This window comes from Myceligenerans indicum (assembly GCF_016742955.1).
Classification (GTDB): domain Bacteria; phylum Actinomycetota; class Actinomycetes; order Actinomycetales; family Cellulomonadaceae; genus Myceligenerans; species Myceligenerans indicum.
In genome coordinates, this window is record NZ_JABBYC010000010.1 from 21,314 (window position 1) to 47,480 (window position 26,167).

The 26,167-nt window shown below is 73.0% G+C and carries 20 protein-coding genes; 6 read left to right on the plus strand and 14 right to left on the minus strand.

Features of this window, described 5'->3' with window-relative positions:
- Nucleotides 1-58 precede the first annotated feature (58 nt).
- The 3 genes from HGK34_RS23185 to HGK34_RS08370 form a co-directional block, all read right to left on the minus strand.
- A complete protein-coding gene (locus HGK34_RS23185) occupies nucleotides 59-2,941 on the minus strand; it encodes a cation-translocating P-type ATPase (RefSeq protein ID WP_201846128.1) in 2,883 nt (960 codons plus the stop codon).
- A gap of 202 nt (nucleotides 2,942-3,143) precedes the next feature.
- A complete protein-coding gene (locus tag HGK34_RS08365; protein WP_201846129.1) occupies nucleotides 3,144-5,357 on the minus strand; it encodes a YhgE/Pip family protein in 2,214 nt (737 codons plus the stop codon).
- The gene (locus HGK34_RS08370) at nucleotides 5,357-8,065 is read right to left on the minus strand and encodes an MMPL family transporter (RefSeq protein ID WP_201846130.1); all 2,709 of its coding nucleotides are present in this window, start codon (nucleotides 8,063-8,065) and stop codon (nucleotides 5,357-5,359) included. The genes HGK34_RS08365 and HGK34_RS08370 overlap by 1 nt, the downstream gene beginning before the upstream one ends.
- 176 nt (nucleotides 8,066-8,241) lie before the next feature.
- Here HGK34_RS08370 and HGK34_RS08375 point away from each other — a divergent pair, with 176 nt between their 5' ends.
- Nucleotides 8,242-8,790 carry a GNAT family N-acetyltransferase gene (locus HGK34_RS08375; protein ID WP_307815862.1) on the plus strand — a complete coding sequence of 183 codons (549 nt, stop codon included), beginning with the start codon at nucleotides 8,242-8,244 and terminating at the stop codon, nucleotides 8,788-8,790.
- A gap of 12 nt (nucleotides 8,791-8,802) precedes the next feature.
- Here the strand turns inward: HGK34_RS08375 and der are convergent, their stop codons facing one another.
- From der to HGK34_RS08420, 9 genes are all read right to left on the minus strand, one after another.
- Complete coding sequence (gene der, locus HGK34_RS08380; RefSeq protein WP_201846131.1) at nucleotides 8,803-10,335, minus strand: ribosome biogenesis GTPase Der; 1,533 nt, start codon at nucleotides 10,333-10,335, stop codon at nucleotides 8,803-8,805.
- 24 nt (nucleotides 10,336-10,359) lie between these two features.
- Complete coding sequence (gene cmk / locus HGK34_RS08385) at nucleotides 10,360-11,130, minus strand: (d)CMP kinase (RefSeq protein WP_201846199.1); 771 nt, start codon at nucleotides 11,128-11,130, stop codon at nucleotides 10,360-10,362.
- Between the two features lie 32 nt (nucleotides 11,131-11,162).
- Nucleotides 11,163-12,059: a pseudouridine synthase gene (locus HGK34_RS08390; RefSeq protein WP_201846132.1), complete on the minus strand. Its 897-nt coding sequence runs from the start codon at nucleotides 12,057-12,059 to the stop codon at nucleotides 11,163-11,165.
- A 161-nt stretch (nucleotides 12,060-12,220) separates the two neighbouring features.
- The gene (scpB, locus tag HGK34_RS08395) at nucleotides 12,221-12,871 is read right to left on the minus strand and encodes an SMC-Scp complex subunit ScpB (RefSeq protein ID WP_201846133.1); all 651 of its coding nucleotides are present in this window, start codon (nucleotides 12,869-12,871) and stop codon (nucleotides 12,221-12,223) included.
- On the minus strand, nucleotides 12,868-13,908 hold the full coding sequence (locus tag HGK34_RS08400; protein ID WP_201846134.1) for a segregation and condensation protein A: 1,041 nt from the start codon (nucleotides 13,906-13,908) through the stop codon (nucleotides 12,868-12,870). The genes scpB and HGK34_RS08400 overlap by 4 nt, the downstream gene beginning before the upstream one ends.
- Nucleotides 13,892-14,707: a ParA family protein gene (locus HGK34_RS08405; RefSeq protein WP_201846200.1), complete on the minus strand. Its 816-nt coding sequence runs from the start codon at nucleotides 14,705-14,707 to the stop codon at nucleotides 13,892-13,894. The genes HGK34_RS08400 and HGK34_RS08405 overlap by 17 nt, the downstream gene beginning before the upstream one ends.
- 430 nt (nucleotides 14,708-15,137) lie before the next feature.
- The gene (xerD, locus tag HGK34_RS08410; RefSeq protein WP_201846201.1) at nucleotides 15,138-16,070 is read right to left on the minus strand and encodes a site-specific tyrosine recombinase XerD; all 933 of its coding nucleotides are present in this window, start codon (nucleotides 16,068-16,070) and stop codon (nucleotides 15,138-15,140) included.
- An 82-nt stretch (nucleotides 16,071-16,152) separates the two neighbouring features.
- Complete coding sequence (locus HGK34_RS08415; RefSeq protein WP_201846135.1) at nucleotides 16,153-17,022, minus strand: HpcH/HpaI aldolase/citrate lyase family protein; 870 nt, start codon at nucleotides 17,020-17,022, stop codon at nucleotides 16,153-16,155.
- 162 nt (nucleotides 17,023-17,184) lie between these two features.
- Nucleotides 17,185-18,102, minus strand: a complete 918-nt coding sequence (locus tag HGK34_RS08420) for a heme o synthase (RefSeq protein WP_207193316.1) — start codon at nucleotides 18,100-18,102, stop codon at nucleotides 17,185-17,187.
- Nucleotides 18,103-18,473: 371 nt separating this feature from the next.
- Here HGK34_RS08420 and tkt point away from each other — a divergent pair, with 371 nt between their 5' ends.
- From tkt to pgl, 5 genes are all read left to right on the plus strand, one after another.
- The gene (tkt, locus tag HGK34_RS08425; protein WP_201846136.1) at nucleotides 18,474-20,582 is read left to right on the plus strand and encodes a transketolase; all 2,109 of its coding nucleotides are present in this window, start codon (nucleotides 18,474-18,476) and stop codon (nucleotides 20,580-20,582) included.
- 57 nt (nucleotides 20,583-20,639) lie between these two features.
- Nucleotides 20,640-21,752, plus strand: coding sequence for a transaldolase (gene tal, locus HGK34_RS08430; RefSeq protein ID WP_201846137.1), 1,113 nt, complete (start codon nucleotides 20,640-20,642; stop codon nucleotides 21,750-21,752).
- Nucleotides 21,753-21,878: 126 nt separating this feature from the next.
- Complete coding sequence (gene zwf / locus HGK34_RS08435; RefSeq protein WP_201846138.1) at nucleotides 21,879-23,435, plus strand: glucose-6-phosphate dehydrogenase; 1,557 nt, start codon at nucleotides 21,879-21,881, stop codon at nucleotides 23,433-23,435.
- A gap of 87 nt (nucleotides 23,436-23,522) precedes the next feature.
- On the plus strand, nucleotides 23,523-24,452 hold the full coding sequence (locus HGK34_RS08440) for a glucose-6-phosphate dehydrogenase assembly protein OpcA (protein WP_201846139.1): 930 nt from the start codon (nucleotides 23,523-23,525) through the stop codon (nucleotides 24,450-24,452).
- On the plus strand, nucleotides 24,449-25,312 hold the full coding sequence (gene pgl / locus HGK34_RS08445) for a 6-phosphogluconolactonase (RefSeq protein WP_201846140.1): 864 nt from the start codon (nucleotides 24,449-24,451) through the stop codon (nucleotides 25,310-25,312). Before HGK34_RS08440 ends, pgl begins: the two co-directional genes overlap by 4 nt.
- A 73-nt stretch (nucleotides 25,313-25,385) precedes the next feature.
- On the opposite strand, the gene HGK34_RS08450 is transcribed toward pgl, so the two are convergent.
- A complete protein-coding gene (locus HGK34_RS08450) occupies nucleotides 25,386-25,745 on the minus strand; it encodes an RNA polymerase-binding protein RbpA (RefSeq protein WP_201846141.1) in 360 nt (119 codons plus the stop codon).
- A 60-nt stretch (nucleotides 25,746-25,805) separates the two neighbouring features.
- On the minus strand, nucleotides 25,806-26,048 hold the full coding sequence (gene secG / locus HGK34_RS08455) for a preprotein translocase subunit SecG (protein WP_201846142.1): 243 nt from the start codon (nucleotides 26,046-26,048) through the stop codon (nucleotides 25,806-25,808).
- Nucleotides 26,049-26,167: the final 119 nt, after the last annotated feature.

Sequence of the window (26,167 nt, forward strand, 5' to 3'; positions counted from 1 at the left end):
CGCGCACCGGCGGTGAGGCGCGCGCACGCCGTGCGCGCCGTGGCCGGCGGCGACATGGCTACGAACGGCGCGCCCGTCGGCGGCAGAACGCCTTGTGCAGCTCGACCGCCACCAGCAGGGTGGTCGCCAGGCCGAGCAGCGTCGCCCAGTGCGCGAGGGACACCGGGTGGAGGCCGAGCACGGCCTGGGTGAACGGCACGTGCATGGCGACGATGTGCAGTGCCTGCGCCAGCAGAGTGCTGCCGACCAGCAGGAGGTTGCGGCGCGGGTCGTGCGTGAAGACCGACCTCAGCTCCGACCGGGAGTTGAACACGTGCACGTTCTCGAACAGCACCATGAGCAGGACCACGCTGTTCCGGGCGTCCTCCACGCTCCAGCCGGCCGCGAGCAGCCACTGGTAGAACGCGACGGTGACGCCCCCGATCACCGCCGCGGACAGGAGCACGCGTTCCACCATCAGGCGGTCGAACACCGGTTCTCCCGGCGGGCGGGGACGGCGGCGCATCTCGTCGCCCTCACCGGGCTCGAACGCCAGGGCCACGTCCTGGATGCCGTTGGTGACCAGGTTCAGCCACAGCAGCTGGACCGCGAGCAGGGGCAGCGGCAGTCCCATCGTCAGGGCGGCCAGTACCAGGACCAGCTCTCCGGCCCCGGTCGCGATGAGCAGCTGGATGACCTTGCGGACGTTGGCGTAGGCGATCCGCCCCTCCTCGACACCGGCCGCGATGGAGCCGAACTGGTCGTCGGTGACCACGATCTCGGCGGCCTCGCGTGCCACGTCCGTCCCCGAGCGACCCATCGCGACGCCGACGTGGGCGTGGTGCAGCGCCGGGGCGTCGTTGGCGCCGTCACCGGTCACGGCCACCACCTCGCCCCGGCGTGTCAGGGATTCCACGATGTCGAGCTTCTGGGCGGGTTCGACCCGCGCGAACACCGTCGCCCGGGCGGTCAGGGCGTCCACCGCGGCCGCGCTCTCCGCGCCGCCGCGCCCTGCCCCCTCCGGCCCTGCCTCCTGCGGCCCTGCCTCCTGCGGTCCTGCCCCCTCCGGCCCTGCCTCCTGCGGTCCTGCCCCCTGCGCACCGCCGTACGCGGCCCCCTCCACGGCGCCGCGCGCGGCACCGTTCGCCGCCGTGTGCAGCTCGTGCCCGGTGACGACCTCGTCCGGGCCGTCCGCCAGGCCGAGCTCCCGGGCAGCGGCCAGCGCGGTGGCCGCGTGGTCGCCGGTGATCATGACGACGGAGATCCCGGCGCGCCGGCAGGCGGCGATCGCGGCCGGTGAGTCCGGGCGCAGCGGATCACTCATGCCGACCAGCCCGAGCAACGTCATCCCGGTCAGCTCGTCGTGGTCCAGGTCCGGGTCGGCGCCCGGTCCGCCGTCGCGGCGGCCGACCCTGCGGACGGCCAGCGCGACCACCCGCTCCCCCGTCGAGGCGAGACGCTCCGCCATCCGGTCGACCTGCTCGGCGTCGATCGGCCGCTCGCCGTGGAGCGTGACCATCGTGGTGCACATCCTCCGCACCCGCTCCACCGCACCCTTGACGACGATCCGTGCTGTCCCGGGGTCCGCGGCGTGCAGCGTGGCCGCGTAGCGGTGCTCCGACTCGAACGGGATCGCGGCGAGCTGCTCCGCGCCGTCCAGGGCCACCGGCCGTGAGATGCCGAGCTTGCGCCCCAGGACCAGCATCGCGACGTCCACGGCGTCGCCGCGGTGCACCCAGCCGTCCTCGGTGGCCGCGAGCGTGGCCTCGTTGCACAGCACTCCCGCCCGGGCGAGCCGCTCCGCGGCCGCCATCCCGGCGTCGGCGTCCGCACCGTCCACCATGACGCTCCCCGTGGGGTCGGCACCGACGCCGGTCACCTCCCACGGCTCGCAGCCCGGCACGGCGACGTGGGTCACGGTCAGCTCGTTGACGGTCAGGGTGCCGGTCTTGTCCGAGGCGACCACCGTGCAGGACCCGAGCGACTCGACGGCGACCAGGCGCCGCACGATCACCTCACGCCGCGCCATCCGGCGCACCGCCACCGCGAGCGCCACGGTGAGCGCGACGGGCAGGCCCTCCGGGACGGCGGAGACCGCGAGCGCCACGCCGATGAGCACGACCTCGTGCCACGGTGTGCCGCGGACGGTCTCGACGGCACCCACCGCCAGGGCGACGAGGGCCACGCCGAGACCCACGACGAGGGCGAAGCGGCGCATGCGGGTCAGCAGGGGGGCTTCGACCGAGGACGGTTCCCGCAGCTCGCCCGCCAGGGCGCCGACCTGGGTGGTGGCCCCGGTCGCGGTGACGACACCGCGGCCGCGGCCGCGGCCGACGAGGGTTCCCGCGTACGCCATGGTCGGCCGGTCGCCGAGGGCCGCGGCTCGCGGGACCGTGGCGCGGGGGTTCTTGTCCACGGGGAGGGACTCCCCGGTCAGGGGGGACTCGTCGACCTGCAGGCCCTGGGAGTCGAGCAGCCGGACGTCGGCGGGTACCCGCATGCCGGAGGAGAGCAGCACGACGTCGCCGACGACCAGTTCGCGGGCGTCGATCTCCAGCAGGTTCCCGTCGCGGACGACGTCGCTCGCGGTCGTGACCATCCGTCGCAGTGCCTGGGCACTGCGTTCGGCGCGGTGTTCCTGGGTGCTGCCGATGGCGGCGTTGAGCAGCAGCACGGCGGCGATGAAAGCGGCGTCGGACCACTCGCCGAGCCACACGGACAGCCCGGCGGCCAGGGCGAGCACGTAGATCAAGGGGGAGGCGAACTGCCGCAGGAACACCATCCACAGGCCGTTCCCGGCGGCCGCCGGGATGTCGTTGGGGCCCCAGCGGCCTCGGCGTGCTGCGGCTTCCGCGGTGCTCAGGCCGTCGGGGTCGCCGTGCACGGCGGCCAGGACGGCAGCGGCGGGCATCGCGTGCGCGGTGTCGGCCTGGTACGGCTGCTGGGTCCCGGTGTCGGCCATCGCTTCCCATGGTGCGCGGCGGCCCGCGCGCGTGCCAGGGGCGGAGGCCTCGGGTCGTACGGGGCCTTCGTCCCCACGGGTGGCGTGGCCGGCCCCGGCGCCGGACCTGCCGGGTGTCGAGGGGGTTCGCGATGCCCGTGGCCGGGTCACCGGCGACGTGCAGGAGATCGGCTCGGGTCGGTGCCGCCCCTGCGGGTGCGCCCTACGTTCCCGCGGCGGCCAGGCGCAAGGCGCGCGGGGAGACGTACCGGCGGCGGTCCGTGACGGCGATCGTGGCCAGCAGCCCTACGACCAGCCAGGCCACGAGTTCCGCGATGCCGCGGCCGAGACCCGCCCCGTCGGTCGTCACGGCGCGCAGGGCGATGATCGCGCCATGGGTCGGCAGCAGGCCGGCGACCGCGTACAGCGCCCCGGGCAGGGTGGACACCACCCCTGTCGCCACGGTCAGGACGGCGACCCCGAGCGACAGCAGCCGGCCCGCCGGACCGAGGACCGCGGCCAGCGCCTGGTTGAGGGCGACGAACGTGGCCGCCGAAAGCAGCGCGACCAGCAGCAGGCCGGATGCCGCGGCCAGGTGCAGCCGCAGGACGGGGATCGCGACCGCGGCGATGACCACCGCAGCGGTCGCCGCCGCGATCGCGCCGGGCACCGCGGCCCTCAGCGTGAGGCGCCAGGTCGGTGCGCGCGAGGTCAGGATGCCGGCCGGCAGCGGACGCGTCACCAGGTAGGTCATCAACGCCAGCGCCCAGAGTCCCAGGGCCGCGAACAGGGCGACCGCCAGCTCACCGAAGGGTGCCGAGGTGGTGCTCGACGTCGTCGGTCTGGACGCCACGGCCGACAGGTGGTCCTGCTCGTCGTCGGTGTACGTGGGCACGTGCTCGGCGAGGTCGGACAGCCCGGAGGCGAGCTGCTGGGCGCCGTCGTCCGCCTGCTGGGCGCCGTCGGCGACCTGGTCCGCGCCCGGCACGAGCTCGTCCGTACCGGAGGCCAGCTCGCTCGCGCCTGCGGCGACCTGATGGGCGGCGGCGTCCGCCTGCTGCGTCCCGGTGTCGAGCCGGGCGCTGCCGGCGGCCAGCTGCTCCGCCGCGGCGTCGGCCTGCGCAGCGCCCGCCGCGACCGACCGCGCGCCCGCGTCGAGCTCGTCGACGGCGGTCACGACCGAGGCGAGGCCCGCCGCCAGCTCGCCGGACCGCTCGGCCAGCGACTCGCTGCCCCGGGCGACCTCCTGCGCGCCGGTGCGCAGTTCCTGGACCGCGTCCCGTGCGGTCACGACGTCGGCACGCACGCGACTCCTGCCCGCGTCGAGCTCCTGCGCGGCACCTTCGACCCGGTCCGCTGCGCGGTCCAGGGCCTCGCAGAAGTCCCGGTCCGCCACGGCGCCCGTGTCGCAGCGCTCGGCGAGCCGGCGCACCTCGGCGGCCACGTCCCGCGCCTGCGGGAGTCCGTCGATACCCGCGACGGCACGGTCCGCGACGGGGACCACCTCGTCCGCCAGGCGAGCGTTCGCGCCGGCGACGCGGCCTGCGCCGTCGGCCAGCTCACGGGCGGCCACGGGGAGCCGGCGGGCGCGCCGCGCGGCGTCGTCCACGGCCGTGGCGAGCGCCGTCGTGCCGTCGGCGACCTGCGCTGCCCCTGTGGCGAGCTCACCTGTCCCGGCGGCGAGCTCCGACGATCCCACGACGAGCGCCTCCGACCCGGCCGCGAGCCGGGTGGTCCCGGCGGCGAGCTGGGCGGCTCCGGTGGACAGCTCCCCGGCTCCTTCGGCGACCTGATCGACACCGCCGGACAGTTCCTCGGCGCCGGACGCGAGCTTCGCGGTGCCGGAGGCCAGCTGGGCGGCGCCGTCCGAGGCCTTCTCGAGCTGTTGGTGCAGTGTGGTGAAGCTGCCGTACACGTTGCCGAGGTAGGACTGGACGACGGTCTGGTTCAGGGCGTCCTGCGTGTCCGCGGCCACGCCGGCGGCCAGGAACGGGTCCGCCACCCCCGCGGCAGTGGTGGTGCGCACGTCCAGGCTGCCGCGGACGGCGTGCATCGGGTCGTCGGCGGTCGCGGCGGACGTCCCCTGGGCGGAGAAGTCCTCGGGGATGGTCACGACGGCGGCATAGGTGCCGTCGTCGAGCCCCTCCCGCGCGTCCGAGGCGTCCGTGAGGACCCAGTCATAGGCGGAGGTCTCGTCGTGGGTCAGGTCGCCGGCGAGCGTCCGCCCCAGCGGGACGGTCTTCCCGTTGACCGTGACGGGGTCGTCGTTGTTCACGACGGCGGCCTGCACGCTGTCGTGGTCGGTGCCTGGGGACCAGAACGCCCAGGTCAGCAGACCCATGACGAGCAGTGGCACCGCGACGAGGGCGGTCCAGGTGCGCCAGGTGAGGTGCCGGGCCGTGAGAGCCCGGGCGGAGGCGGCGAACGACATGGTCATCACGGGACCTCGGCGGTTCGGTGGGTCATGGCATGCAGGGTGGTGCCGTCCGGCGGCAGCAGGTCCGCCACCCGGCCGGGGTCCTGACAGGTCAGGACGAAGGTGGCAGGCAGGCCCGTGCCGGTGACGCGGAATGCGATCTGGTCGCGCAGCCGGGCACGGTCCGCGGAGCGGAGCACCAGGTCGGCGTCGTCGACCAGGATCAGTTCGACGTCGTGGGCCAGGGCCTCGGTGACGGCGCCCGCAGGATTCAGGTCGTCGCGGCCGTCGACGACGGCGACGTGCGCGCGCAGCGCGTGCACGTGCTGCGGCAGCACCTGCCCCAGCACCTTGAGGTCGCCACGGTGAGCCGTCACCCGTCCCGCGAGCGAGAGCAGCAGGGCCGTCTTGCCCACCGCGCCCGACCCGTGCAGCACGAGCACCCCTCCCCGGGGCACGTGCAGCTCCACGTCCCGGTAGACGGGGTCGCCGCGGTCGTCGTCCAGGTCCAGGGCGCGCGCGCTGATCACCTCGCCCGCGGCGGGGTCCGGCCAGTCCGCCAGGCGCAGCTCGTGCAGCAGCGAGTCGCCCTCGGCGTCGAACACGGGCAGGCGGCGGTCGAGCGCGGGCGGCAGGCCCCAGGCCCGGTCACCGAGCATCGCGAGGACCGCGGGCACCAGAGTCATGCGGACCAGGAAGGCGTCGATGAGGACGCCGACCGCCAGGGCGAACGCGATCGGCTTCAGGGTCGCGCTGCCGTGGGGCACGAAGGACCCGAAGACGCCGAACATGATGAGGGCGGCGGCGACGACCACGCGTGAGGCGGACACGAAGCCCTCCTCGATCGCCTCGTGCGCGCCGCCGTGGTGGGCGTAGTGCTCGCGGACCCGGGAGACCAGGAAGGTCTCGTAGTCCATCGAGAGGCCGAACAGCACGCCCATGAGGATGATCGGCAGGAAACTGACCACGCTGCCGGTGTGGGTGACGTCGAACAGCGCGGCACCGTGTCCGCTCTGGAACACGAGCGAGGTGAGCCCGAACGCCGCACCGACCGACAGCAGGTACCCGGCGGTCGCCTTGACCGGCACCCACACCGAGCGGAAGACCATCGCCAGCAGCACCAGGGAGAGCCCGACCACGAGCAGGCCGAACGGGAGCAGCGCCGCGCCCAGCCGGGCGGACACGTCGATGCCGACGGCGGTGAGGCCGGTCACCGCCGTCGCCGTGCCGTACTCGTCGAGCCAATGGGGTTCCTGGGCCCGCAGGCGTTCCACGAGCTCGTCGGTGCGGGGGTCGTCGGGCGCCGTGGTGGGGACCACCTGGATGATGCCCGTGTCGCCCTTCTGGTTGGGGGTGGCCAGAGGCACCGCGGCGACCCCCTGGATGCCGCGGATGTCGTCCGCGAGCTGGTCGACGAGCCCCGTGGGATCGGTGGACCGGATGATGTCCGCCGTCACCAGGAGCGGCCCGTTGTAGCCGGGGCCGAAGTGTTCGGCCACGACGTCGTAGGTGACGCGCGCCGGGGAGCCCGGAGCCTGGCTCCCGTTGTCCGGCAGGGCGAGCCGCAGGTCCGTGGCCGGCACTGCCAGGACGCCCAGCCCGGCGACGACGACCGCGATCGTGATCACCGGCCGGCGAGTGACGAACCGCACCCAGGGCCGGGCCACCGGCGGCATCCGGAGCCGGGGGCCGCGACGGCGCCGGGCCCGCGGAACCAGCCACTTCCCGGCGAATCCGAGGAGCGCCGGCACCAGCGTGACGGCCACGCACACCGCCACGGCGACGCCGAGCGCCGCCGCGACGCCCATGGTGGTCAGGAACGGGATGCGCGCGACCGCCAGGCCGAGCAGGGCGATGACCACCGTGAGGCCGGCGAACAGCACCGCGGAGCCGGCAGTCGCGGTGGCCCGGGCGATCGACTCCTCGACCGCCATGCCCTCGGCAAGCTGGTCACGGTGCCGGGACAGCAGGAACAGCGCGTAGTCGACGCCCACGGCCAGGCCGATCATCACGGCGAGGAGGGGCGCGGTGGAGGAGACCGGCACGAAGACCGTCGCCAGGTAGACCACAGCCACGGACACGCCCACGCCGAGCACCGCGGTGGCCGGTGGCATCAGAGCCGCGACGAGCGACCGGAGCGTCAGCAGCAGCACGACCAGGGCGATGAGGAGGCCCGTGGCCTCGGTGAGGCTGAGCCCCGGCACCTGCACGGCGAACGCGTCGCCGCCCGTGTACACGTGGGCGCCGTCGCCGACGGTGCGGGCGAGGTCGGCGGCGATGACACTGAGCTGGGACAGCGTGCCCGGGCTGACCTGGGCCGAGTCCACCCCGAGCTGGACCGCGATGTTCGCCGCCCGGCCGTCCGGAGAGACGGCGTCGTGGACATTCTTGCCGAACGGGTCGGAGGCCACCTCGACCTGATGCACCCGCTCGATCCGGTCGACGGCGTCCGACACGGCGCGGCGGGTGGCGCCGGTGTCGACCTTCTGCCCCTGCCCGACGAGCAGGACGAGCTGGGCCGACGTGCCGCTGACCTGGGGAAAAACATGGGCAAGATGGTCCATGGCGTTCTGTGACTCGGACCCGGGAATGGTGAAGGTGTCGTCGGTGCCCTGGTTCAGGAACGCGCTCGCGCCGCCGCACAGGAGAAGCACCAGGAGCCATCCGGCCACGATCCGGCCCCGACGCCGGACCACGGCACGGCCGAGCCTGTACAGGAACGATGACACCTGACACCTCCCGCGCACCGAGACTGCGCAAGTCCATGGTGGCAGCGGCGGGCGGTACCGACACGTCGAACGCGGGCAGGGCGCCCGCGGAACGGACGTGCGGAACCTGCCCGGTGCAGCGCGGCCGGCGGGAACCGCCCGGATCCCGGCACGCGAGGCTCCGTTACGGTGTGCCAGTGACCAGCACCAGCCCTGAGAACCGTGCCGCGCTTCCCGTGCGGACCGCCACCCTGGCCGACGTCGACCCCCTCGTCCGCCTGGTGACCTCCGCCTACCGTGGGGAGGCCAGCCGGACGGGATGGACCACCGAGGCGGACCTGCTCGACGGCGAGCGCATCGACCCCGCCGTGCTGCGGGCCGACATCACCCGCCCGCGCAGCACGGTGCTCGTCGTGGACGACGACGGCGGCCCGCTGGCGTGCGCGCACGTCGCGGTCGAGGACGGCGCCGGGTACTTCGGCATGTTCGCGGTGCGGCCCGACCGGCAGGGCGGCGGTGTCGGCCGGGCGCTGCTCGGGGAGGCCGAGCGCGTGGCCCGCGACGAGTGGGGCCAGACGCTGCTGCGGATGAGCGTCATCGACGCCCGGGCCGACCTGATCGCCTGGTACGTGCGCCGCGGCTACGTCCGCACGGGCCATCTCAAGCCGTTCCCCTACGGCGACACCCGCTTCGGCGTCCCGAAGCGGGACGACCTACGGTTCGAGGTCCTGGAGAAGCACCTCTGAAACGGCACCACGTCAGCGGCGGCGCTTCTCGCGCACCCGCACCGAGATGCTGATGGGGGTCCCCTCGAAGCCGAACGTCTCGCGCAGGCGACGCTCGATGAAGCGGCGGTACTGCGCCTCCACGAAGCCCGTGGCGAAGATGACGAACCGCGGGGGGCGGGTCGAGGCCTGCGTGGCGAACAGGATGCGCGGCTGCTTCCCGCCCCGCAGCGGGTGCGGGTGCGCGGCGACGAGCTCGCCGAGGAACGCGTTCAGCCGGCCGGTCGGGATGCGCATGTCCCAGCTCGACAGCGCCTGCTCCAGCGCCGGGACGAGCTTCTCGGTGTGCCAGCCGGTGCGGGCGGAGACGTTCACGCGTGGCGCCCATGCCACCTGGCCGAGGTCCTTCTCGATCTCCCGCTCCAGGAACGGCCGGCGGTCCTCGTCCATGAGGTCCCACTTGTTGAAGGCCAGGACGAGTGCGCGCCCGGAGTCCACCACCTGCGACAGGATGCGCTGGTCCTGCTCGGTCAGCGACTCGGACGCGTCCAGCAGGACGACGGTGACCTCCGCCTTGTCGATCGCGGCCGCGGTACGCAGGCCCGCGTAGAAGTCCGCGCCCTGGGTCAGGTGCTGGCGCCGGCGGATACCCGCCGTGTCGACGAACCAGTAGGGCACGCCCTTGATCTCGATCAGCTCGTCGACCGGGTCGCGCGTGGTCCCGGCCTCGTCGTGCACGACGACGCGGTCCTCGCGGGCGATCTTGTTCAGCAGCGAGGACTTGCCGACGTTCGGCCGTCCCACGAGTGCCACCCGGCGCGGGCCCACCGGCCGCGCCTCGCCGTGCTCGGACACCTCGGGCAGCGCGGCCATGGCGGCGTCGAGCAGGTCTCCCGTGCCGCGCCCGTGCAGCCCGGAGACCGGGTGCGGCTCCCCCAGGCCGAGGGACCACAGGTAGGCGGCGTCCGCCTCGCCCGCGGCGCCGTCCACCTTGTTGGCGACCAGCACCACCGGCTTGCCCGACCGCCGCAGCATCTCCACGACCCGCTCGTCCGTCGACGTGGCGCCCACCTGGGCGTCCACCACGAACAGGACCGCGTCGGCCAGGGTGACCGCGACCTCGGCCTGGGAGGCCACCTTCGACTCGATCCCGGCGACGTCGACCTCCCAGCCGCCGGTGTCCACGAGCGTGAACCGGCGCCCGGCCCAGTCGGCCTGGTACGGCACCCGGTCCCGGGTCACGCCCGGCTGGTCCTCCACGACCGCCTCGCGGCTGCCCAGGATGCGGTTGACCAGCGTCGACTTGCCGACGTTCGGCCGTCCCACCACCGCCAGCACCGGCAGGATCTCCTCCGGCTCGGACTCCTCGCCGGCCCACTCGGCGTCGAGGAGGGCCGCGTCCTCCTCGTCGAGCTCGAACTCGTCGAGGCCCGCCCGCAGCGCGCGCTCGCGCGCGACGTCGTCCTCGGTCTCCGTGATCTCCGGAGCGGCAGGGACGACGCCGGCGGCGGCGTCGGGCTCGCCGGCCTCGTTCGGGTGGTCGGCAAGGCGCAGGTCGTCGGTCATTGGCTCATTCTCTCAGGCGAACCGTCACGACGACGGCGCGGGTGCCGTCCTCGTCCCTGTGACCTTGGCGACCACCGCCAGAACGGCGTCCACGGTCTGCTCGAGGTCGAGGTCGGAGGAGTCCACCGTCACCACGCCGTCGGCCGCGACCTCGAACTGCGACACCGTCGAGTCGTCGCGGTCGCGGCGCAGCACCTGGTCCCGGGTCGCCTCGACCGCGGAGGCGTCGGCGGCCCCGTGCACGTCCAGCGCACGGCGCCGCAGCCGCGCCTCCTCGCTGGCGGTCAGCAGGATGCGGACATCGGCGTCGGGCGCCACCACCGTGGTGATGTCCCGGCCCTCCGCGAGGACTCCCCGTCCGCCGGAGAACCCGCCGGTCCGTTCCGCGTCGATCGCCTCGCGCTGGCGCCGCTTCAGCTCGGCCCGAACCTCGAGGTTCGTCGCCACCTTCGAGACGGTCGCGGAGACCGCCGTCGTGCGGATCTCCTCGGCGACGTCCTGCCCGTCGAGGACCACGCCCGGGCCTTCGGGGTCCACGCCCATCTCCAGCGGCATGGACGCGACGTCCGCTGCCACCGCCGCGACGTCGGACAGGTCGGTGCCGCGCCGGGTGCACCACACCGTCGCAGCCCGGTACATGGCACCGGTGTCGAGGTAGGCCAGGCCGAGCCGGGCGGCCACGGCCCTGGACACGCTCGACTTGCCGGACCCGGACGGGCCGTCCACGGCGATGACGACGGCGGGGGCGGCAAGGTCTTGGGGCACGCTCACGGTGGTGGTCTCCTTCTGTTCCATCTGGTCCTCGTGACGGTCCGCGTCGAGAGCGGTCACAGCTCCACGTCCGACATCAGCTGCCCGAGCTCGACCCGGCCCAGCACCCGGGTGCGGCCCGGTTTCAGGTCCCCGAGCCGGATGGGGCCGATCCGGGTGCGCACCAGCCGTGTCACCGGCCGTTCCACCGTGTCGAACATCCGCCGCACGATACGGTTGCGGCCCTCGTGCAGCACGACCTCCAGCAGGGTCGTGTCGGCGACCTCCTGCAGCACCTTGACCGAGTCCAGCCGCGCGGGGCCGTCGTCGAGCTCGATGCCGCGGGTGAGTTCCTTGACGATCCGCGGGTAGATCGGGCCGCCCTCGACCGTCACCACGTAGGTCTTGGGGATCTCGTACTTCGGGTGCGACAGCCGGTTGGCCAGCTCGCCGTCGTTGGTCAGCAGCAGCAGTCCCTCGCTGTCCGCGTCGAGGCGTCCGACGTGGAAGAGCCGTTCCTCACGGTCCTTGACCAGGTCGGCGACGGTGGGGCGCCCCTTGGGGTCGTGCATGGTGGACACCACGCCGTGCGGCTTGTGCAGCGCCAGGGTGATCTTGTCCTGGTCGAGCTGCACGCGCAGCCCGTCCACGTGGATGACGGCCGCGACCGGGTCGACCCGCAGACCGAGCTCGGTCACCAGCGTGCCGTCGACCTCCACGTGCCCGCGCTCGATCAGCTCCTCGCACGCCCGCCGCGAGCCGAAGCCCGCCTGCGCGAGCACCTTCTGCAGGCGGACGCCGTCGGCGACGTGCACGTCCCGCGCCGGCTCGCCGGCCGCTGCCCGGCGCCGGGCGGCGGCCCGGTCCTGACCGCTCGGTTGCCGGCGTCCCTGGGAGCGGCCCTGACCGGCCCGGTTGGCTGCGGCGCGGTTCTGACTGTTGCGGCGGCTCCCGCCGCGGCTGTGCTGGTTCATCGTTCCTTCGGTGTCCGTGCTGGGCGATCGGCCCTGGTGGCCGGTCCTGATGTGCGTTCTCTCGGTTGTTCGTTCTCTCGGTGCGGGACGGATGCCGGCGGCCGCATGCGCGTCCCCGGCCCGGCCTGCTCCACGCGGTCCGGCTCCCGCCGCCCCCGGTCTCAGTCCAGGCTCTCCAGTGCGTCCAGGTCCGGCAGGTGCGGAGCCAGCGGGGGCAGCTCGTCGAGCGAGTCGTAACCCATCCGCTCCAGGAAGTATCCCGTGGTTCCGAACAGGACCGCACCCGTGGCCGGGTCCTGCTCGATCTCCGCGATGAGCCCGCGCGTGAGCAGCGTACGCACCACGCCGTCCACGTTCACCCCGCGCACCGCGCTGACCTGGCCACGCGTGACGGGCTGCCGGTAGGCGATCACGGCGAGCGTCTCCAGAGCCGCCTGGCTGAGCCTGGCGGTCTGCCCGTCGAGCACGAACCGGCCCACGACGTCGCCGTGCGCGGTCGACGAGTATATCCGCCAGCCCTCGGCGCCACGGCGCAGCTCGAACCCGCGCGGGCGGCCGCCGAGCTCGCCGCGGTACTCGTCGGAGATCTCCTCCAGCAGGTCCCGCACCTCGCCGGCCGGCAGGCCGAGCGCCACGGCCAGCCGCTCCGTCGGGACGGGCGCGTCGGCCACCATGAGGACGGCCTCCAGTGCGGCACGGGCCCCACCGGGAAGCTCCTCGACGTCGACGAGGGGAAGTTCGTCCTGGGCGTCCTTCGCCTCCCCCGTGCTCGCGCCGGGCGGCGCCTGTCCGGTCTCCTGCGACTGCGTCACTCTGCCTCCTCCTCCCGCACCGCTGCCGCGTCCCCGGACGCGCCGGTCCCCGGCGCGTCGGGCGCGACCGGCGGCGGGTCGTCCTCGTCGAACTCACTGGGACCGGCGTCCGGGTCGAGGTACTTGGCGCCGTCACCCGGACCGCCCGCCCAGCGGACCGTCAGCTCACCGAGGGACGTGACCTGCTCGAAACCGACCAGCCGGTCCCGGAACAGCTCCAGCAACGCGAGGAACCTCGCCACCACCACCAGACGCTCCGCCCCCGCGGTCAACGCACGGAAGGTCAGCACGCGCTCGGCCCGCAGACGGCGCACGATCGTACCCGCCTCCTCGCGCACGCTCACCGCCGGCGCGTGCAGGTGCGTGAGAGACACCTCGGGCGGTGCCTTCGGCTGGAGGGCCTTGGCCGCCAGCGCGGCGAGCCGTGGACCGTCGACGGTCCACTTCAGCTCCGGCAGCAGGGCCGTCAGATGCGGCTCCAGCGGCGTCAGGCGCGGCACGCGACGCCCGGCCGTGGCCATCCGCTCGGCGAGCACCGCGGAGATCTCCTTGTAGGCGCGGTACTGCAGGAGCCGGGCGAACAGCAGGTCGCGCGCCTCCAGGAGTTCCAGGTCGTCGAGGTCCTCCTCGATGACGCCGGGCAGCAGCCGGGCCGCCTTGATGTCCAGCAGGGTCGCCGCGACGACCAGGAACTCCGAGGCCACGCCCAGGTCCCAGGACGGGTGCTCGTCCCCGCGGTCGGCGGCTTGGCGGGCTGCTTCCTCGGCGGCGCGGATGTGCGCGACGAACTCGTCGGTGACGGCCGCGAGCGCCACCTCGGTCACGTCCATCTCGTGCTTGGTGATCAGGCTCAGCAGGAGGTCGAACGGGCCGGTGAAGTTGTCGAGATGGACCTCGAAGCCACCGGCGGTGCGCTGTGGGCGCGGCCCGTCGTCCTGGGGGCCGGCCGCCTCGGGGGCGGCGTCGTCGCTGGAGGCCGGCGCGCCGTCGGACAGGATGTCGCCGGGTGCCTCCAGGACCTCAGGCGGCGTGGCCACGGGCCACGAGCTCCCGGGCGAGCTGACGGTAGGCGGACGCGCCGGGGTGTCCGGGCGCGTAGGCGGTGATCGGCTCGGCGGCCACGGTGGCGTCCGGGAACTTCACGGTGCGGCCGATGACGGAGTGCAGCAGCGTGTCGCCGAAGGCCTCGTGCACCCGGGCCACGACCTCCCGGGAGTGGAGGGTGCGCGAATCGTACATGGTGGGCAGAATACCGTCGATCTCCAGGGCGGGGTTCAGCCGGTCCCGCACCTTCTCGATCGTCTCGACCAGCAGTGCCACGCCGCGCAGCGCGAAGAACTCGCACTCCAGGGGGATCAGCACACCGTGCGCGGCCGTGAGCGCGTTGACGGTGAGGAGCCCGAGCGAGGGCTGGCAGTCGATGAGGATGACGTCGTAGTCGTCGACGATCGGGCGCAGCGCCCGCGACAGGACGGACTCCCGGGCGACCTCGCCGACGAGCTGGACCTCGGCGGCGGACAGGTCGATGTTCGCCGGCAGCACGTCGAGGCCCTCGATGCCCGACTCGATGAGGGTGTCCTCAACCCGCACCCCGCGTTCCATGAGCAGGTTGTAGACGGTGACGTCGAGCTCGTGCGGGTTGACACCGATGCCCACCGACGCGGCACCCTGCGGGTCGAAGTCGACCAGCAGCACCTTGCGGCCGTGCTCCGCCAGGCAGGCACCGAGGTTGATGGTGGTGGTGGTCTTGCCGACCCCGCCCTTCTGGTTGCACATCGCGATGATGCGGGCCGGGCCGTGGCTGGTGAGCGGCGGCGGCTCCGGAAGATCCGGCATCACCCGTCCCACCACGTCCCGGACGACGTCGTCGGACGCGGGTGGCTCACCGGACGCAGGCCCGGCGTCGACCAGCGTGTCCGTCATCTCACCCGCTCCCTCCGTTCGGCCTCGTGCCTCGCTCACGCCCGTCACGCTATACCAGGCTCATCCCCGGAACTCGCCGAAACCCCGGCGCGCCCGAGATTCCCCGCGCTTGGGCAAGGGACGCCGGCGGCGCGGTGTCCTCCGGGCGGGTAGCATGGGCGCAGGCTTCCGGCGTGAGAGCGTCGGCGGGATCCGAACGAGACAGCGGATCGACCGGCCCCGCGGGTCCACAACCGCGGGGCCGTTCATTTTTCCCGGGTGCTCGTTCCGACGGTCGCGTTCGGACGGTCAGGTTCGCGCGGGCCGCCGCAGTGTGCGGCCGCGGTGGGCGGCCGCACACGGCTCAGCGGGCCCGGGGATGGGCGGCCGCGTAGACCTCGCGCAGGGCGTCGGGAGTGACCATCGTGTAGATCTGCGTGGTGGTGACCGACGCGTGGCCCAGCAGTTCCTGCACCACCCGGACGTCCGCTCCCCCGGCCAGCAGGTGGGTCGCGAACGAGTGCCGCAGCGTGTGCGGCGAGACGCCCGCCAGCCCGGCGCGGCCGGCCGCGGCCTGCAGGGCCGCCCACGCCGTCTGGCGTGACATCCGCCCTCCGCGCGCGTTCAGGAACAGGGCGGGCGTGCCCTGCTGCCGGGCCGCGGACGCCAGGACGGGCCGGGCGCGAACGAGGTACGCCTGCACGGCGTCGCGCGCGAAGGACCCGACCGGCACGACACGCTCCTTGTCGCCCTTGCCGCGCAGGCGGACGACCGGCGCGTCGCCGACGTCGTCCACGTCCAGGCCGACGATCTCCGAGATCCGCCCGCCCGTGGCGTACAGCAGCTCCAGCAGCGCCCGGTCACGCAGCGGCACCGGGCCCTCGCCCGCGCCCGCGGCGTCGAGCAGGCGAGACACGTCGTCCACGCTCAGGGCGTGCGGCAGCCGGCGCATCCGGGTGGGCGCATGCACCTGGGTGGTGGGGTCCTCGGCGGCCAGACCCTCCGCGTGCACGAACCGGTGCCAGCCACGCACGGCGGCGAGAGCACGCGCCGTGGACGACGCCGACAGCGGGGCTCCGCCGTCGCCCCCCTGGCGGATCGCGTCGACGTAGGCCAGGACATCTGCCTCGGTGACCTGCGCCAGGCTCATCCGCCCCACCTCGCCGAGATGGGCGACGTAGCGCACGAGATCGCGGCCGTAGGCGTCGACGGTGTTGGCGGACAGCCCGCGCTCCACCCGCAGATGCGCGAGGTAGTCGCGAAGCGCCTCGCCGAGGACACCGTCGACCTCCGTCAGGCTGGACACGGTCCCATCATGCCTTCCACCGGCACACGGACCGCCACGGCACGCCGTGATATCGCGCCCGTCGCGAAGGCAGTCACGACGGGTTGATGTTGAACAGCTCCGCCCGGCTGCGGATCACCTGCGCCCGCGCCAGGCGGGGCTTGTCCGAGCCGTCGCGGATCACGCCGCCGGCGGCCTCGAACTCCGCGAGGAAGTCGACGGCCCAGGCGACGTCGGACGGCGACGGGCTGAAGCACTCGTTGATGACGGCGGGCTGCTCCAGGTCGAGGCACAGCTTGCCGGTCATGCCGAGAGCGACCGCGTCGGCCGACTGCTCGCGCAACAGGGCGTGCGCGGACCCGACCGTCGGGCCGTCGACCGGGCCCGGCAGGCCCCCGATCCGGCTCGCCAGCACGAGCCGCGTGCGCGGGTAGGCCATGGGGATGGGCTCGTTCGCCGCACCCGTGTCACGCCGGTAGTCACCGGAACCGAACGCGAGGCGGAACGTCCCCCGGGCCCGGGCGATGTTGACGGCCTCCTCGATCCCGAGGGCGGACTCCACCAGCGGGATGACCGGAACCTCACCACCCAGGCGCTGCGCGGTGTCGATGACGTCGTCCGCCGACTCCGTCTTGGCCAGCATGACACCGGCCAGCCCCTCCACGTCCCGCAGCCGGGCGACGTCGTCCGCCCAGGCCGACGAGGTGCGGTCGTTGATCCGCACCCAGGCGCTGCCGCCACCGCGCAGCCAGGCGATCACGCGGTCACGCGCCTCGTCCTTCAGGCTGTCGTCGATGGCGTCCTCGCAGTCGAGCAGGATCTGGTCGGCGCGGGAGAGCTGGGCGTCGTCGAACGCGTCTGTCCGCATCGCCGAGAGCAGGAGCCACGAGCGAGCGTAGTCAGGTGCCACACGCCTCTTCTCGCGGGCGGTGCGGCGGGCGGTGAGGTCTGTGGAATCGGTCACGGTCACAGGGTCGATGCTATGCCCGGCGAGGGCACGCACGCGGACGCCGGTGGGGACAAGACTTCGCGCGCGGCGTTGTCGGGTGACATCGTCCGGGACACCACACGGACCGACGCCGGCACCGCGGGCCCGCACATCCCGGGGCGCCGCGTGCACGACGCGTCAGAACGGCAGGAAGACGTCCACCGCGACGGCCAGGAAGAGCACCGACAGATAGGTGATCGACGCGTGGAACACCTTCATCGCGCCCAGCCGCTTGCCCGTGGCACCCCGCTTGGCGCGGCGCAGCATGAGGATCGTGGACGCGAGGAACCAGGCACCGAGCCCGGCCGCCACCGCCGTGTACACCCAGCTCATTCCCGCCAGCGGCACCAGCACCACGGAGCAGGCGATCATCGCGAGCGTGTAGCCGACCATCTCCGCGGCGACACGACGGTCGTCCGAGACGACCGGGAGCATCGGCACGTCGGCCGCGGCATAGTCCCGCTTGAACTTGATCGACAGCGGCCAGTAGTGCGGCGGCGTCCAGAAGAAGATGACGCCGAACAGCGCGAGCGCCGACCAGCTCAGCCCGCCCGTGACCGCCGCCCAGCCGATGAACACCGGCATGCAGCCCGCGATCCCGCCCCACACGATGTTCTGCGGCGTACGCCGCTTCAGGATCATCGTGTAGCCCACCACGTAGATCGCGATCGCGGCCGCCGTCAGCCACGCCGACGCGAGATTGACCACCAGGGCGAACCAGGCCAGCGCGAGCGCGCACAGGACCCACGAGAACACCAGGCCCGCCCGCGCCGAGATCTCACCCGTCGCCAGCGGCCGACGCTTTGTCCGGTTCATCACCTTGTCGATGTCCCGGTCCAGATACATGTTGAACGCGTTCGCACTCCCCGCCGCGAGCGCCCCGCCGATCAGGGTGGCGACCATCAGCCACACCGAGGGCCAGCCGCCCTCCGCCAGGATCATCGTGGGAATCGTCGTGACCAGCAGCAGCTCGATCACACGCGGCTTGGTCAGCGCGACGTACGCACCCACCCGGCGCAGGAACCGGCCCCCCGGGCGGCGGTCGTAGTTGGCCAGGCCCTCACGAGCGTCCTCGACCTGCGGGACACGGCCCGGCGACACGGTCCCGGCCGTGGCGGCGGACGCTCGGTCGACGGATGACGGCGAGGCATCGCCTGCGAACCTGCTCACGGGATGGACGTTCCGTTCGGACGGGGCGGACAGGGCGTGCTCATGGTACGCCGCACGCGACGTGGGCCGCTGCCCGTCACCACAGGCGTTCGTGTGACGTTCGCCGCGCAAGGGGTACACGGAGCGGACAGCTCGACGCGAGCGCCTGGGTGCGGTTATAGGGTGAGTGCGGTATCCACGGCGGCCGTTCAACGACCCGTCGCCGCACGTACGACCCGCGCGGCCTGTCTGCGCCGGCGGTGAGAAGAGGATTCGAGATGACGTTCGACCCCACCCTGTCCCCGCTCGACTGGTCCGAGCTCGACCAGCGCGCGGTGACGTCGATCAAGGCGCTCGCGGCCGATGCCGTGGAGAAGGTCGGCAACGGGCACCCCGGCACCGCGATCTCCCTGGCTCCCGCCGCCTACCTCCTGTTCCAGAAGACGATGCGTCACGACCCGGCCGACCCGGCCTGGGTGGGCCGCGACCGGTTCGTGCTGAGCGCGGGCCACTCCTCCCTGACGCTGTACCTGCAGCTCTTCCTCGCGGGCTACGGCCTGGAGATGGAGGACCTCGCGGCGCTGCGCACCTGGGGCTCGAAGACGCCGGGCCACCCGGAGTACCGCCACACGGAGGGCGTGGAGATCACCACCGGCCCGCTGGGCCAGGGCCTGGCCTCGGCCGTGGGCATGGCGTTCGCCGCCCGCCGCGAGCGGGGCCTGCTGGACCCGGAGGCCGCCGCGGGGACGTCGCCGTTCGACCACCACGTGTACGTCATCGCGTCCGACGGTGACCTGCAGGAGGGCGTCACCAGTGAGGCGTCGTCGCTCGCGGGACACCAGCAGCTCGGCAACCTCGTCGTGATCTGGGACGACAACAAGATCTCGATCGAGGACGACACGGACATCGCGTTCACCGAGGATGTCCTGGCGCGCTACGCGGCCTACGGCTGGCACACCCAGAAGGTGGACTGGACCTCCGGCGGCACCGGCTACGCCGAGGACGTCGAGGGCCTGGCCGGCGCGATCGAGGCCGCCAAGGCGGAGACCGGCAAGCCGTCGATCATCGCGCTGCGCACCATCATCGGCTGGCCGTCGCCCGGCAAGCAGAACACGGGCGGCATCCACGGCTCCAAGCTCGGCGGCGAGGAGCTGACCGCGCTGAAGCAGGAGCTCGGCCTCGACCCCGAGGTGTCCTTCCACATCGACGACGACGTCCTGGCCCACACCCGTGCCGTGGCCGAGCACCAGGCGGGTGCGCGCAAGGAGTGGGAGAAGGCCTACACCTCCTGGCGGTCGGCCAACCCCGCCGGCGCCGCGCTGCTGGACCGGCTCACCAAGCATGAGCTTCCCGAGGGCTGGGCCGACGCCCTGCCCGAGTTCCCCGCGGACACGGAGAAGGGCCTGGCCACCCGTGCGGCGTCGGGCAAGGTCCTCACGGCTCTGAAGGACGTCCTGCCCGAGCTGTGGGGCGGTTCGGCCGACCTCGCGGGCTCGAACAACACGACGATGGACGGCGAGCCGTCCTTCGTGCCCGCCGAGCACGCCACGAAGAAGTTCCCCGGCGACCAGTACGGCCGCACGCTGCACTTCGGCATCCGCGAGCACGGCATGGGCGCGATCCTCAACGGCATCGTGCTGCACGGCCTGACCCGCCCGTACGGCGGCACGTTCCTCCAGTTCGCGGACTACATGCGGGCATCGGTCCGCCTCGCGGCCCTGATGGAGATCCCGACGACGTTCGTGTGGACGCACGACTCGATCGGCCTGGGCGAGGACGGCCCCACGCACCAGCCCGTCGAGCACCTCGCGGCGCTGCGCGCCATCCCGCATCTCGACGTCGTGCGTCCGGCCGACGCGAACGAGACCGCCTGGGCCTGGCGCGGCATCCTGGAGAACACCCAGAACCCGGCCGGCATCGTGCTCACCCGCCAGGGCGTACCGACCTACCCGCGCGGCACCGACGGCTTCGCCGGCGCCGAGGGCACGCTGCGGGGCGGTTACACCCTGCTGGACACGGACGGCACGCCCGACGTGGTCCTGGTCGGCACCGGCTCGGAGGTGCAGCTCGCGGTGCAGGCGCGTGAGCTGCTCGCCGCGGACGGCGTGCAGGCCCGGGTCGTGTCGATGCCGTCGGTCGAGTGGTTCGCCCGGCAGGACGAGGCATACCGCGAGCAGGTGCTCCCGGCCGCCGTGAAGGCGCGCGTGTCGGTCGAGGCCGGCATCGCGCAGGGCTGGCGGGAGATCGTGGGCGACGCGGGCCGCTCCGTCTCGCTCGAGCACTACGGCGCCTCCGCGGACTACAAGACGCTCTTCACCGAGTACGGCATCACGGCCGAGGCCGTGGCCCAGGCAGCGAAGGACTCGATCGCCGCCGCATCCGCCTGAGGTACCTCGCCTCCAGGGATCTGGATCCGAGCGCACGACGAGAGAGGAGCAGGCACATTGAGTGAGCAGGCGAACCCCACACAGCGGCTGTCGGAGGCCGGTGTGTCCATCTGGCTGGACGACCTGTCCCGCGAGCGGTTGTCCACCGGCAACCTCGCGGAGCTGATCGAGACGAGGAACGTGGTCGGCGTCACCACGAACCCCACGATCTTCGCCGGCGCCCTGTCCGGGGGCGACGCGTACGCCGGCGCCCTCGCCGAGCTGGCCGGGACGGACGTCGAGGCCGCCGTCGAGCAGATCACCACCGACGACGTACGTGCCGCGGCCGACGTGCTGCGCGGCGTGTACGACCGCTCGGGCACGGTCGACGGCCGGGTGTCCATCGAGGTGGACCCGCGCCTGGCGCGGGACACCGAGGCGACCATCGCGGTCGCGAAGCGGCTGTGGACCACGGTCGACCGGCCGAACGTCATGATCAAGATCCCCGCCACCGTCGAGGGCCTGCCCGCGATCACGGCGGCCCTGGCGGAGGGCATCAGCGTCAACGTCACGCTGATCTTCTCCATCGAGCGGTACCGGGCCGTCATGGACGCGTTCCTGGCGGGCCTGGAGGCGGCGCGGGAGAACGGGCACGACCTCGCACCGATCGGCTCGGTGGCGTCGTTCTTCGTCTCCCGTGTGGACTCGGAGGTCGACAAGCGTCTCGACGCCGTCGGCTCCGACGACGCCCTGGCCCTGCGCGGCCAGGCCGCCATCGCGAACGCCCGCCTGGCCTTCGCGGCCTACGAGGAGGTCTTCGCGAGCGAGCGCTGGTCGGCGCTGGCCGCCGCCGGCGCCCACCCGCAGCGTCCGCTGTGGGCGTCCACCGGCGTGAAGAACCCGGAGTACCGCGACACCATGTACGTGGACGAGCTCGTGGTCGACGGCGTGGTCAACACCATGCCGCAGAAGACGCTCGACGCCTTCGCCGACCACGGCATCGTGCTGGCCGACACGGTCACCGGGACCTCCGGGACCGCGGCGGCGACCGTCGCGGCGATCGAGGCCCACGGCATCTCCATGGACGAGGTCACCCAGCTCCTGGAGGACGAGGGCGTGGTCAAGTTCGAGAAGAGCTGGGACGAGCTGCTGGCCACCACCCAGGCCGGCCTCGACGCGGCGGGCAGCTGACGAAGGACGCGGCGAGGTCCCCCACCCGCCACGCCACCGGTGCCCGCCGCGCGGGCTGCGGGCGCCGGGCGACAGCGGCCGTGGGGCCGACGTCGCGATACACACGCACAATCTCGGAGGACGTCGTTGCGACCAGCAAGGATCAGTGCCGAACACAACCCTCTACGTGACCCCCTCGACCTCCGTCTGCCTCGCATCGCGGGGCCGTGCGGTCTGGTCATCTTCGGGGTGACCGGCGACCTGTCGCGCAAGAAGCTCATGCCCGCGGTCTACGACCTGGCCAACCGTGGTCTGCTGCCGCCCGGCTTCGCGCTGACGGGCTTCGCCCGCCGCGAGTGGTCGGACCAGGATTTCGCCCAGATCGTGCACGACGCGGTCAAGGAGCACGCCCGCACGCCCTTCCGTGAGGCCACCTGGCGCCAGCTCGCCGAGGGCATCCGGTTCGTGGAGGGCTCGTTCGACGACGACGACGCGTTCGCGCGGCTGCGCGAGACCGTCGAGACCCTGGACGCCGAGCGCGGCACGGGCGGGAACCACGCGTTCTACCTCTCCGTGCCGCCGAGCGCGTTCCCCCTGGTGTGCCGCCAGCTGTCCAAGCACGGGCTGTCGACCCCTGACACGGACCTGTCCGACGGCGAGGCCTGGCGGCGCGTCGTCATCGAGAAGCCGTTCGGCCACGACCTGGAGAGCGCACGCGAGCTGGACAACGTCGTCTCGGAGGTCTTCCCGCCGGACTCCGTGTTCCGCATCGACCACTACCTGGGCAAGGAGACGGTCCAGAACATCCTGGCGCTGCGGTTCGCCAACCAGATGTTCGAGCCGATCTGGAACGCCAACTACGTGGACCACGTGCAGATCACGATGGCCGAGGACATCGGCATCGGCGGACGCGCGGGCTACTACGACGGGATCGGCGCCGCCCGCGACGTCATCCAGAACCACCTGCTGCAGCTCCTCGCGCTCGTCGCGATGGAGGAGCCCGTCACCTTCGACGCCGCCGAGCTGCGGGCCGAGAAGATCAAGGTCCTCTCCTCCCTGCGGCTGCCGAAGTCCCTGGGCCGCCACACGGCCCGCGGCCAGTACGCCGCGGCGTGGCAGGGCGGTGAGGAGGTCAACGGCTTCCTCCAGGAGGACGGCATCGCACCGGACTCCACCACCGAGACGTACGCCGCGATCAAGGTGGACGTGGACAACCGCCGCTGGGCGGGCGTCCCGTTCTACCTGCGCAGCGGCAAGCGGCTGGGCCGCCGCGTCACGGAGGTGGCGGTCGTCTTCAAGAAGGCACCGCACCTGCCGTTCGAGTCGTCGCTCACGTCGGAGCTGGGAAACAACGCCCTGGTGATCCGCGTGCAGCCGGACGAGGGCGTGACGATGCGGTTCGGCGCCAAGGTGCCGGGCACGGCCATGCAGGTGCGCGACGTCACGATGGACTTCGGGTACGGGCACTCGTTCACCGAGTCCTCCCCGGAGGCGTACGAGCGCCTCATCCTCGACGTCCTGCTCGGGGACCCGCCGCTGTTCCCCACGCACCAGGAGGTCGAGCTGTCCTGGAAGGTGCTGGACCCGATCACGGCCTACTGGGCCAAGCAGGGCCAGCCGGAGCAGTACGCGTCCGGGACCTGGGGGCCGCCGTCGGCGGACCAGATGCTGGCCCGCGACGGCCGTGTCTGGAGGCGACCATGACGTGGCCCCAGGACCCCCGCAGCAGCCAGGTGCGGGCGGCCGTGACGTCGCCGGAGCGCGAAGGAACCACCTCGAAGGGCGGGGACCATGATCATTGACATGCCCGACACCACCGCCAACGACGTCAACCGGCGGCTGGTGCGGTTGCGCGACGAGGGCGGCGCCGTCGCCCTGGGACGAGTGCTCACCCTCGTGGTGCTCGCCGACGAGCGGGACGTCGAGGAAGCGGTGGCCACCACGAACGACGCGAGCCGGGAGCACCCCTGCCGCGTGATCGTGGTGGCGCCCACCCAGGACGGCACGGGCGCCCGCCTCGACGCCCAGATCCGCGTGGGCGGCGACGCCGGCGCCTCGGAGGTCGTGGTGCTGCGGGTCTCCGGCCCCGTGCTCGACCGCTGCGACACCCTCGTGATGCCCCTGCTGCTGCCGGACGCGCCGATCGTCGTCTGGTGGCCGCGCGAGGCACCCGGTGATCCCGCGGCCGACCCGGTCGGCGCCATGGCGCACCGCCGGATCACCGACACGACTGCCGTGCAGGACCCGATCGGCATGCTCCGCTCGCTCCCCACCGTGTCCAAGCCCGGCGACACCGACCTGGCATGGGCCCGCGTGACGCTGTGGCGGGCACTCATCGCGGCCGCCGTCGAGCAGCCCCCGTTCGAGCCCGTGCACTCCGTGCGCGTCGAGGGCGAGGTGCGGCACACCTCGCTGCACCTGCTTGCGGCCTGGCTCGGCGAGCGCCTGGGCGCGACCACCACGATCGTGCCGGTCGACGGCGCGGAGGCGATCACCAAGGTGGTGCTGCAGCGCAAGGACGGCGACATCGTGCTCGACCGGCCCGACGGCCGTGTCGTCACGATCACCCAGCCCGGCAAACCGGAGCGGCGCATCTCGCTGCCGATCCGCAAGCTCAACGAGGCCCTCATCGAAGAGCTGCGCCGGCTCGACCCCGACGAGGTCTACGAGGGCGTCCTGGCCAAGGGCCTGCCGCTGGTCCAGGTGGAGGGTGCGGCATGAGCGAGGACGCGCCGGCGGCACCCGTCACGAGCCGGGCGGGCGCTTCCGCGGGTGAGGACGCACGGCCGGGTGCCCGGCTCGTCGTCGTGCATCCCGACCCTGCCGTCCTGGCGGAAGCGGCCGCCGCACGGCTCCTGACCCGCATCCTGGACGTGCAGTCCGTGCGCTCCCCCGTGCATGTCGTCCTCACGGGCGGCACCGTCGGGATCCGCACCCTGGCACGCGTCGCGGAGTCGTCCCTGCTCGCCGCGGTGGACTGGAGCGGCGTCCATCTGTGGTGGGGCGACGAGCGCTTCCTGCCCGACGGCGACCCGGACCGGAACGAGACCCAGGCACGTGACGCGCTGGTCGACGCCCTGGTCGCCGAGCACGGGCTTCCCGAAGGGAATGTGCACCCGATGCCCGGGCCGTCCGCGGTGGGATCTCCCGAGGAGGGAGCCGCGGCGTACGCGGCGGAGCTGGCGCGGTTCGCGGCCGGGGGTACGGGCGATCCGGGCGTCGCGGCGGACGCCGGCACCCCCGCGGTGCCCGCGTTCGACGTCCTCCTGCTGGGCATGGGACCTGACGGGCACGTCGCCTCGCTGTTCCCCGGGCACGAGGGCCTCACCGCCTCCGGCGCCACGGTGGGCGTGCACGGGTCGCCGAAGCCGCCACCGGAACGTGTCTCGCTGACGTTCGACGCGATCCGTGCGGCGCGCGAGGTCTGGATCGTCGCGGCCGGTGCCGAGAAGGCGGCTCAGGCCGCCGCGGCGCTCGGCACGACGGACGGCACCCCGGGCGCGGTGGCCGACGTTCCCGCTGCGGGAGCGGTCGGCCGGTCGCGAACCCTGTGGCTGCTGGACACCGCCGCGGCCAGCTGAGACCGAGGGCGCGCGAAAGGCCGCGCGGGTGGGTGTGGATACCCGCCCGCGCGGCCTTTCGCCGTGCGAGTCCTCAGTTCACGATGCTGCCGCGACGCGTGTGGAGCGCCTCCAGCGCCTCGGCGAGGAGCGCTGCGCCGTCCTCTTCCGACCGGCGCTCCTTCACGTAGGCCAGGTGGGTCTTGTACGGCTCGTTCCGCACCGGCGACGGCGGGTTCGCGGGATCCATCCCGGCCGGGTACCCGCACTGCGGGCAGTCCCAGTGCACCGGGGCCTCCACGTCCTCTCCGACGGAGAAGCTCGGTGCCGTCTCGTGCCCGTTCGCACACCAGTAGGAGACCCGCACACGGGGCGCAGCCTCGCCTCGCTCGGTCTCGCCCATGGGGCCGGCGCCTACCCGGCTACCCCTGATCGCATGCCCGCCAGATGCCACGTTCCTCGTCCCCTCCGTGAGGTTGGGTGGCCGACCGCCCGTGCGTCGGAACCGCTCGGGTCAGCTGACCTTCTGAACCAGGCCGAGCAGCACGATGACCACCGTCCACACGATCGCGAAGGCGATCGTGATGCGGTTCAGGTTGCGCTCGGCGACGCCGGAGGATCCGGCGCCCATGGAGATACCGCCGCCGAACATGTCGGAGAGACCGCCACCCTTGCCCTTGTGGAGCAGTACGAGCATGGTCAGGAAGGCACTGGTGATCACCAGCAGAACCTGCAGGATGATTTGGAGCACGTCCACGAACTTCACGTCCTCATCGGTCGGTGTGCCGGAGATCACTCCGGCGGCGGATCGGGATCAAGGGTAAGCGAGGGTTCCCCCGGAGAACGAACCCCCAGGTCACAAGCATGAACTGGGGG

Coding starts and splice junctions, on each gene's coding strand:
- HGK34_RS23185 (WP_201846128.1), bottom strand. CDS start 2,941: ATGGCCGACACCGGGACCCAGCAGCCGTACCAGGCCGACACCGCGCAC.
- HGK34_RS08365 (WP_201846129.1), bottom strand. CDS start 5,357: ATGACCATGTCGTTCGCCGCCTCCGCCCGGGCTCTCACGGCCCGGCAC.
- der (WP_201846131.1), bottom strand. CDS start 10,335: ATGACCGACGACCTGCGCCTTGCCGACCACCCGAACGAGGCCGGCGAG.
- cmk (WP_201846199.1), bottom strand. CDS start 11,130: ATGGAACAGAAGGAGACCACCACCGTGAGCGTGCCCCAAGACCTTGCC.
- HGK34_RS08390 (WP_201846132.1), bottom strand. CDS start 12,059: ATGAACCAGCACAGCCGCGGCGGGAGCCGCCGCAACAGTCAGAACCGC.
- HGK34_RS08405 (WP_201846200.1), bottom strand. CDS start 14,707: ATGCCGGATCTTCCGGAGCCGCCGCCGCTCACCAGCCACGGCCCGGCC.
- tkt (WP_201846136.1), top strand. CDS start 18,474: ATGACGTTCGACCCCACCCTGTCCCCGCTCGACTGGTCCGAGCTCGAC.
- HGK34_RS08440 (WP_201846139.1), top strand. CDS start 23,523: ATGATCATTGACATGCCCGACACCACCGCCAACGACGTCAACCGGCGG.
- pgl (WP_201846140.1), top strand. CDS start 24,449: ATGAGCGAGGACGCGCCGGCGGCACCCGTCACGAGCCGGGCGGGCGCT.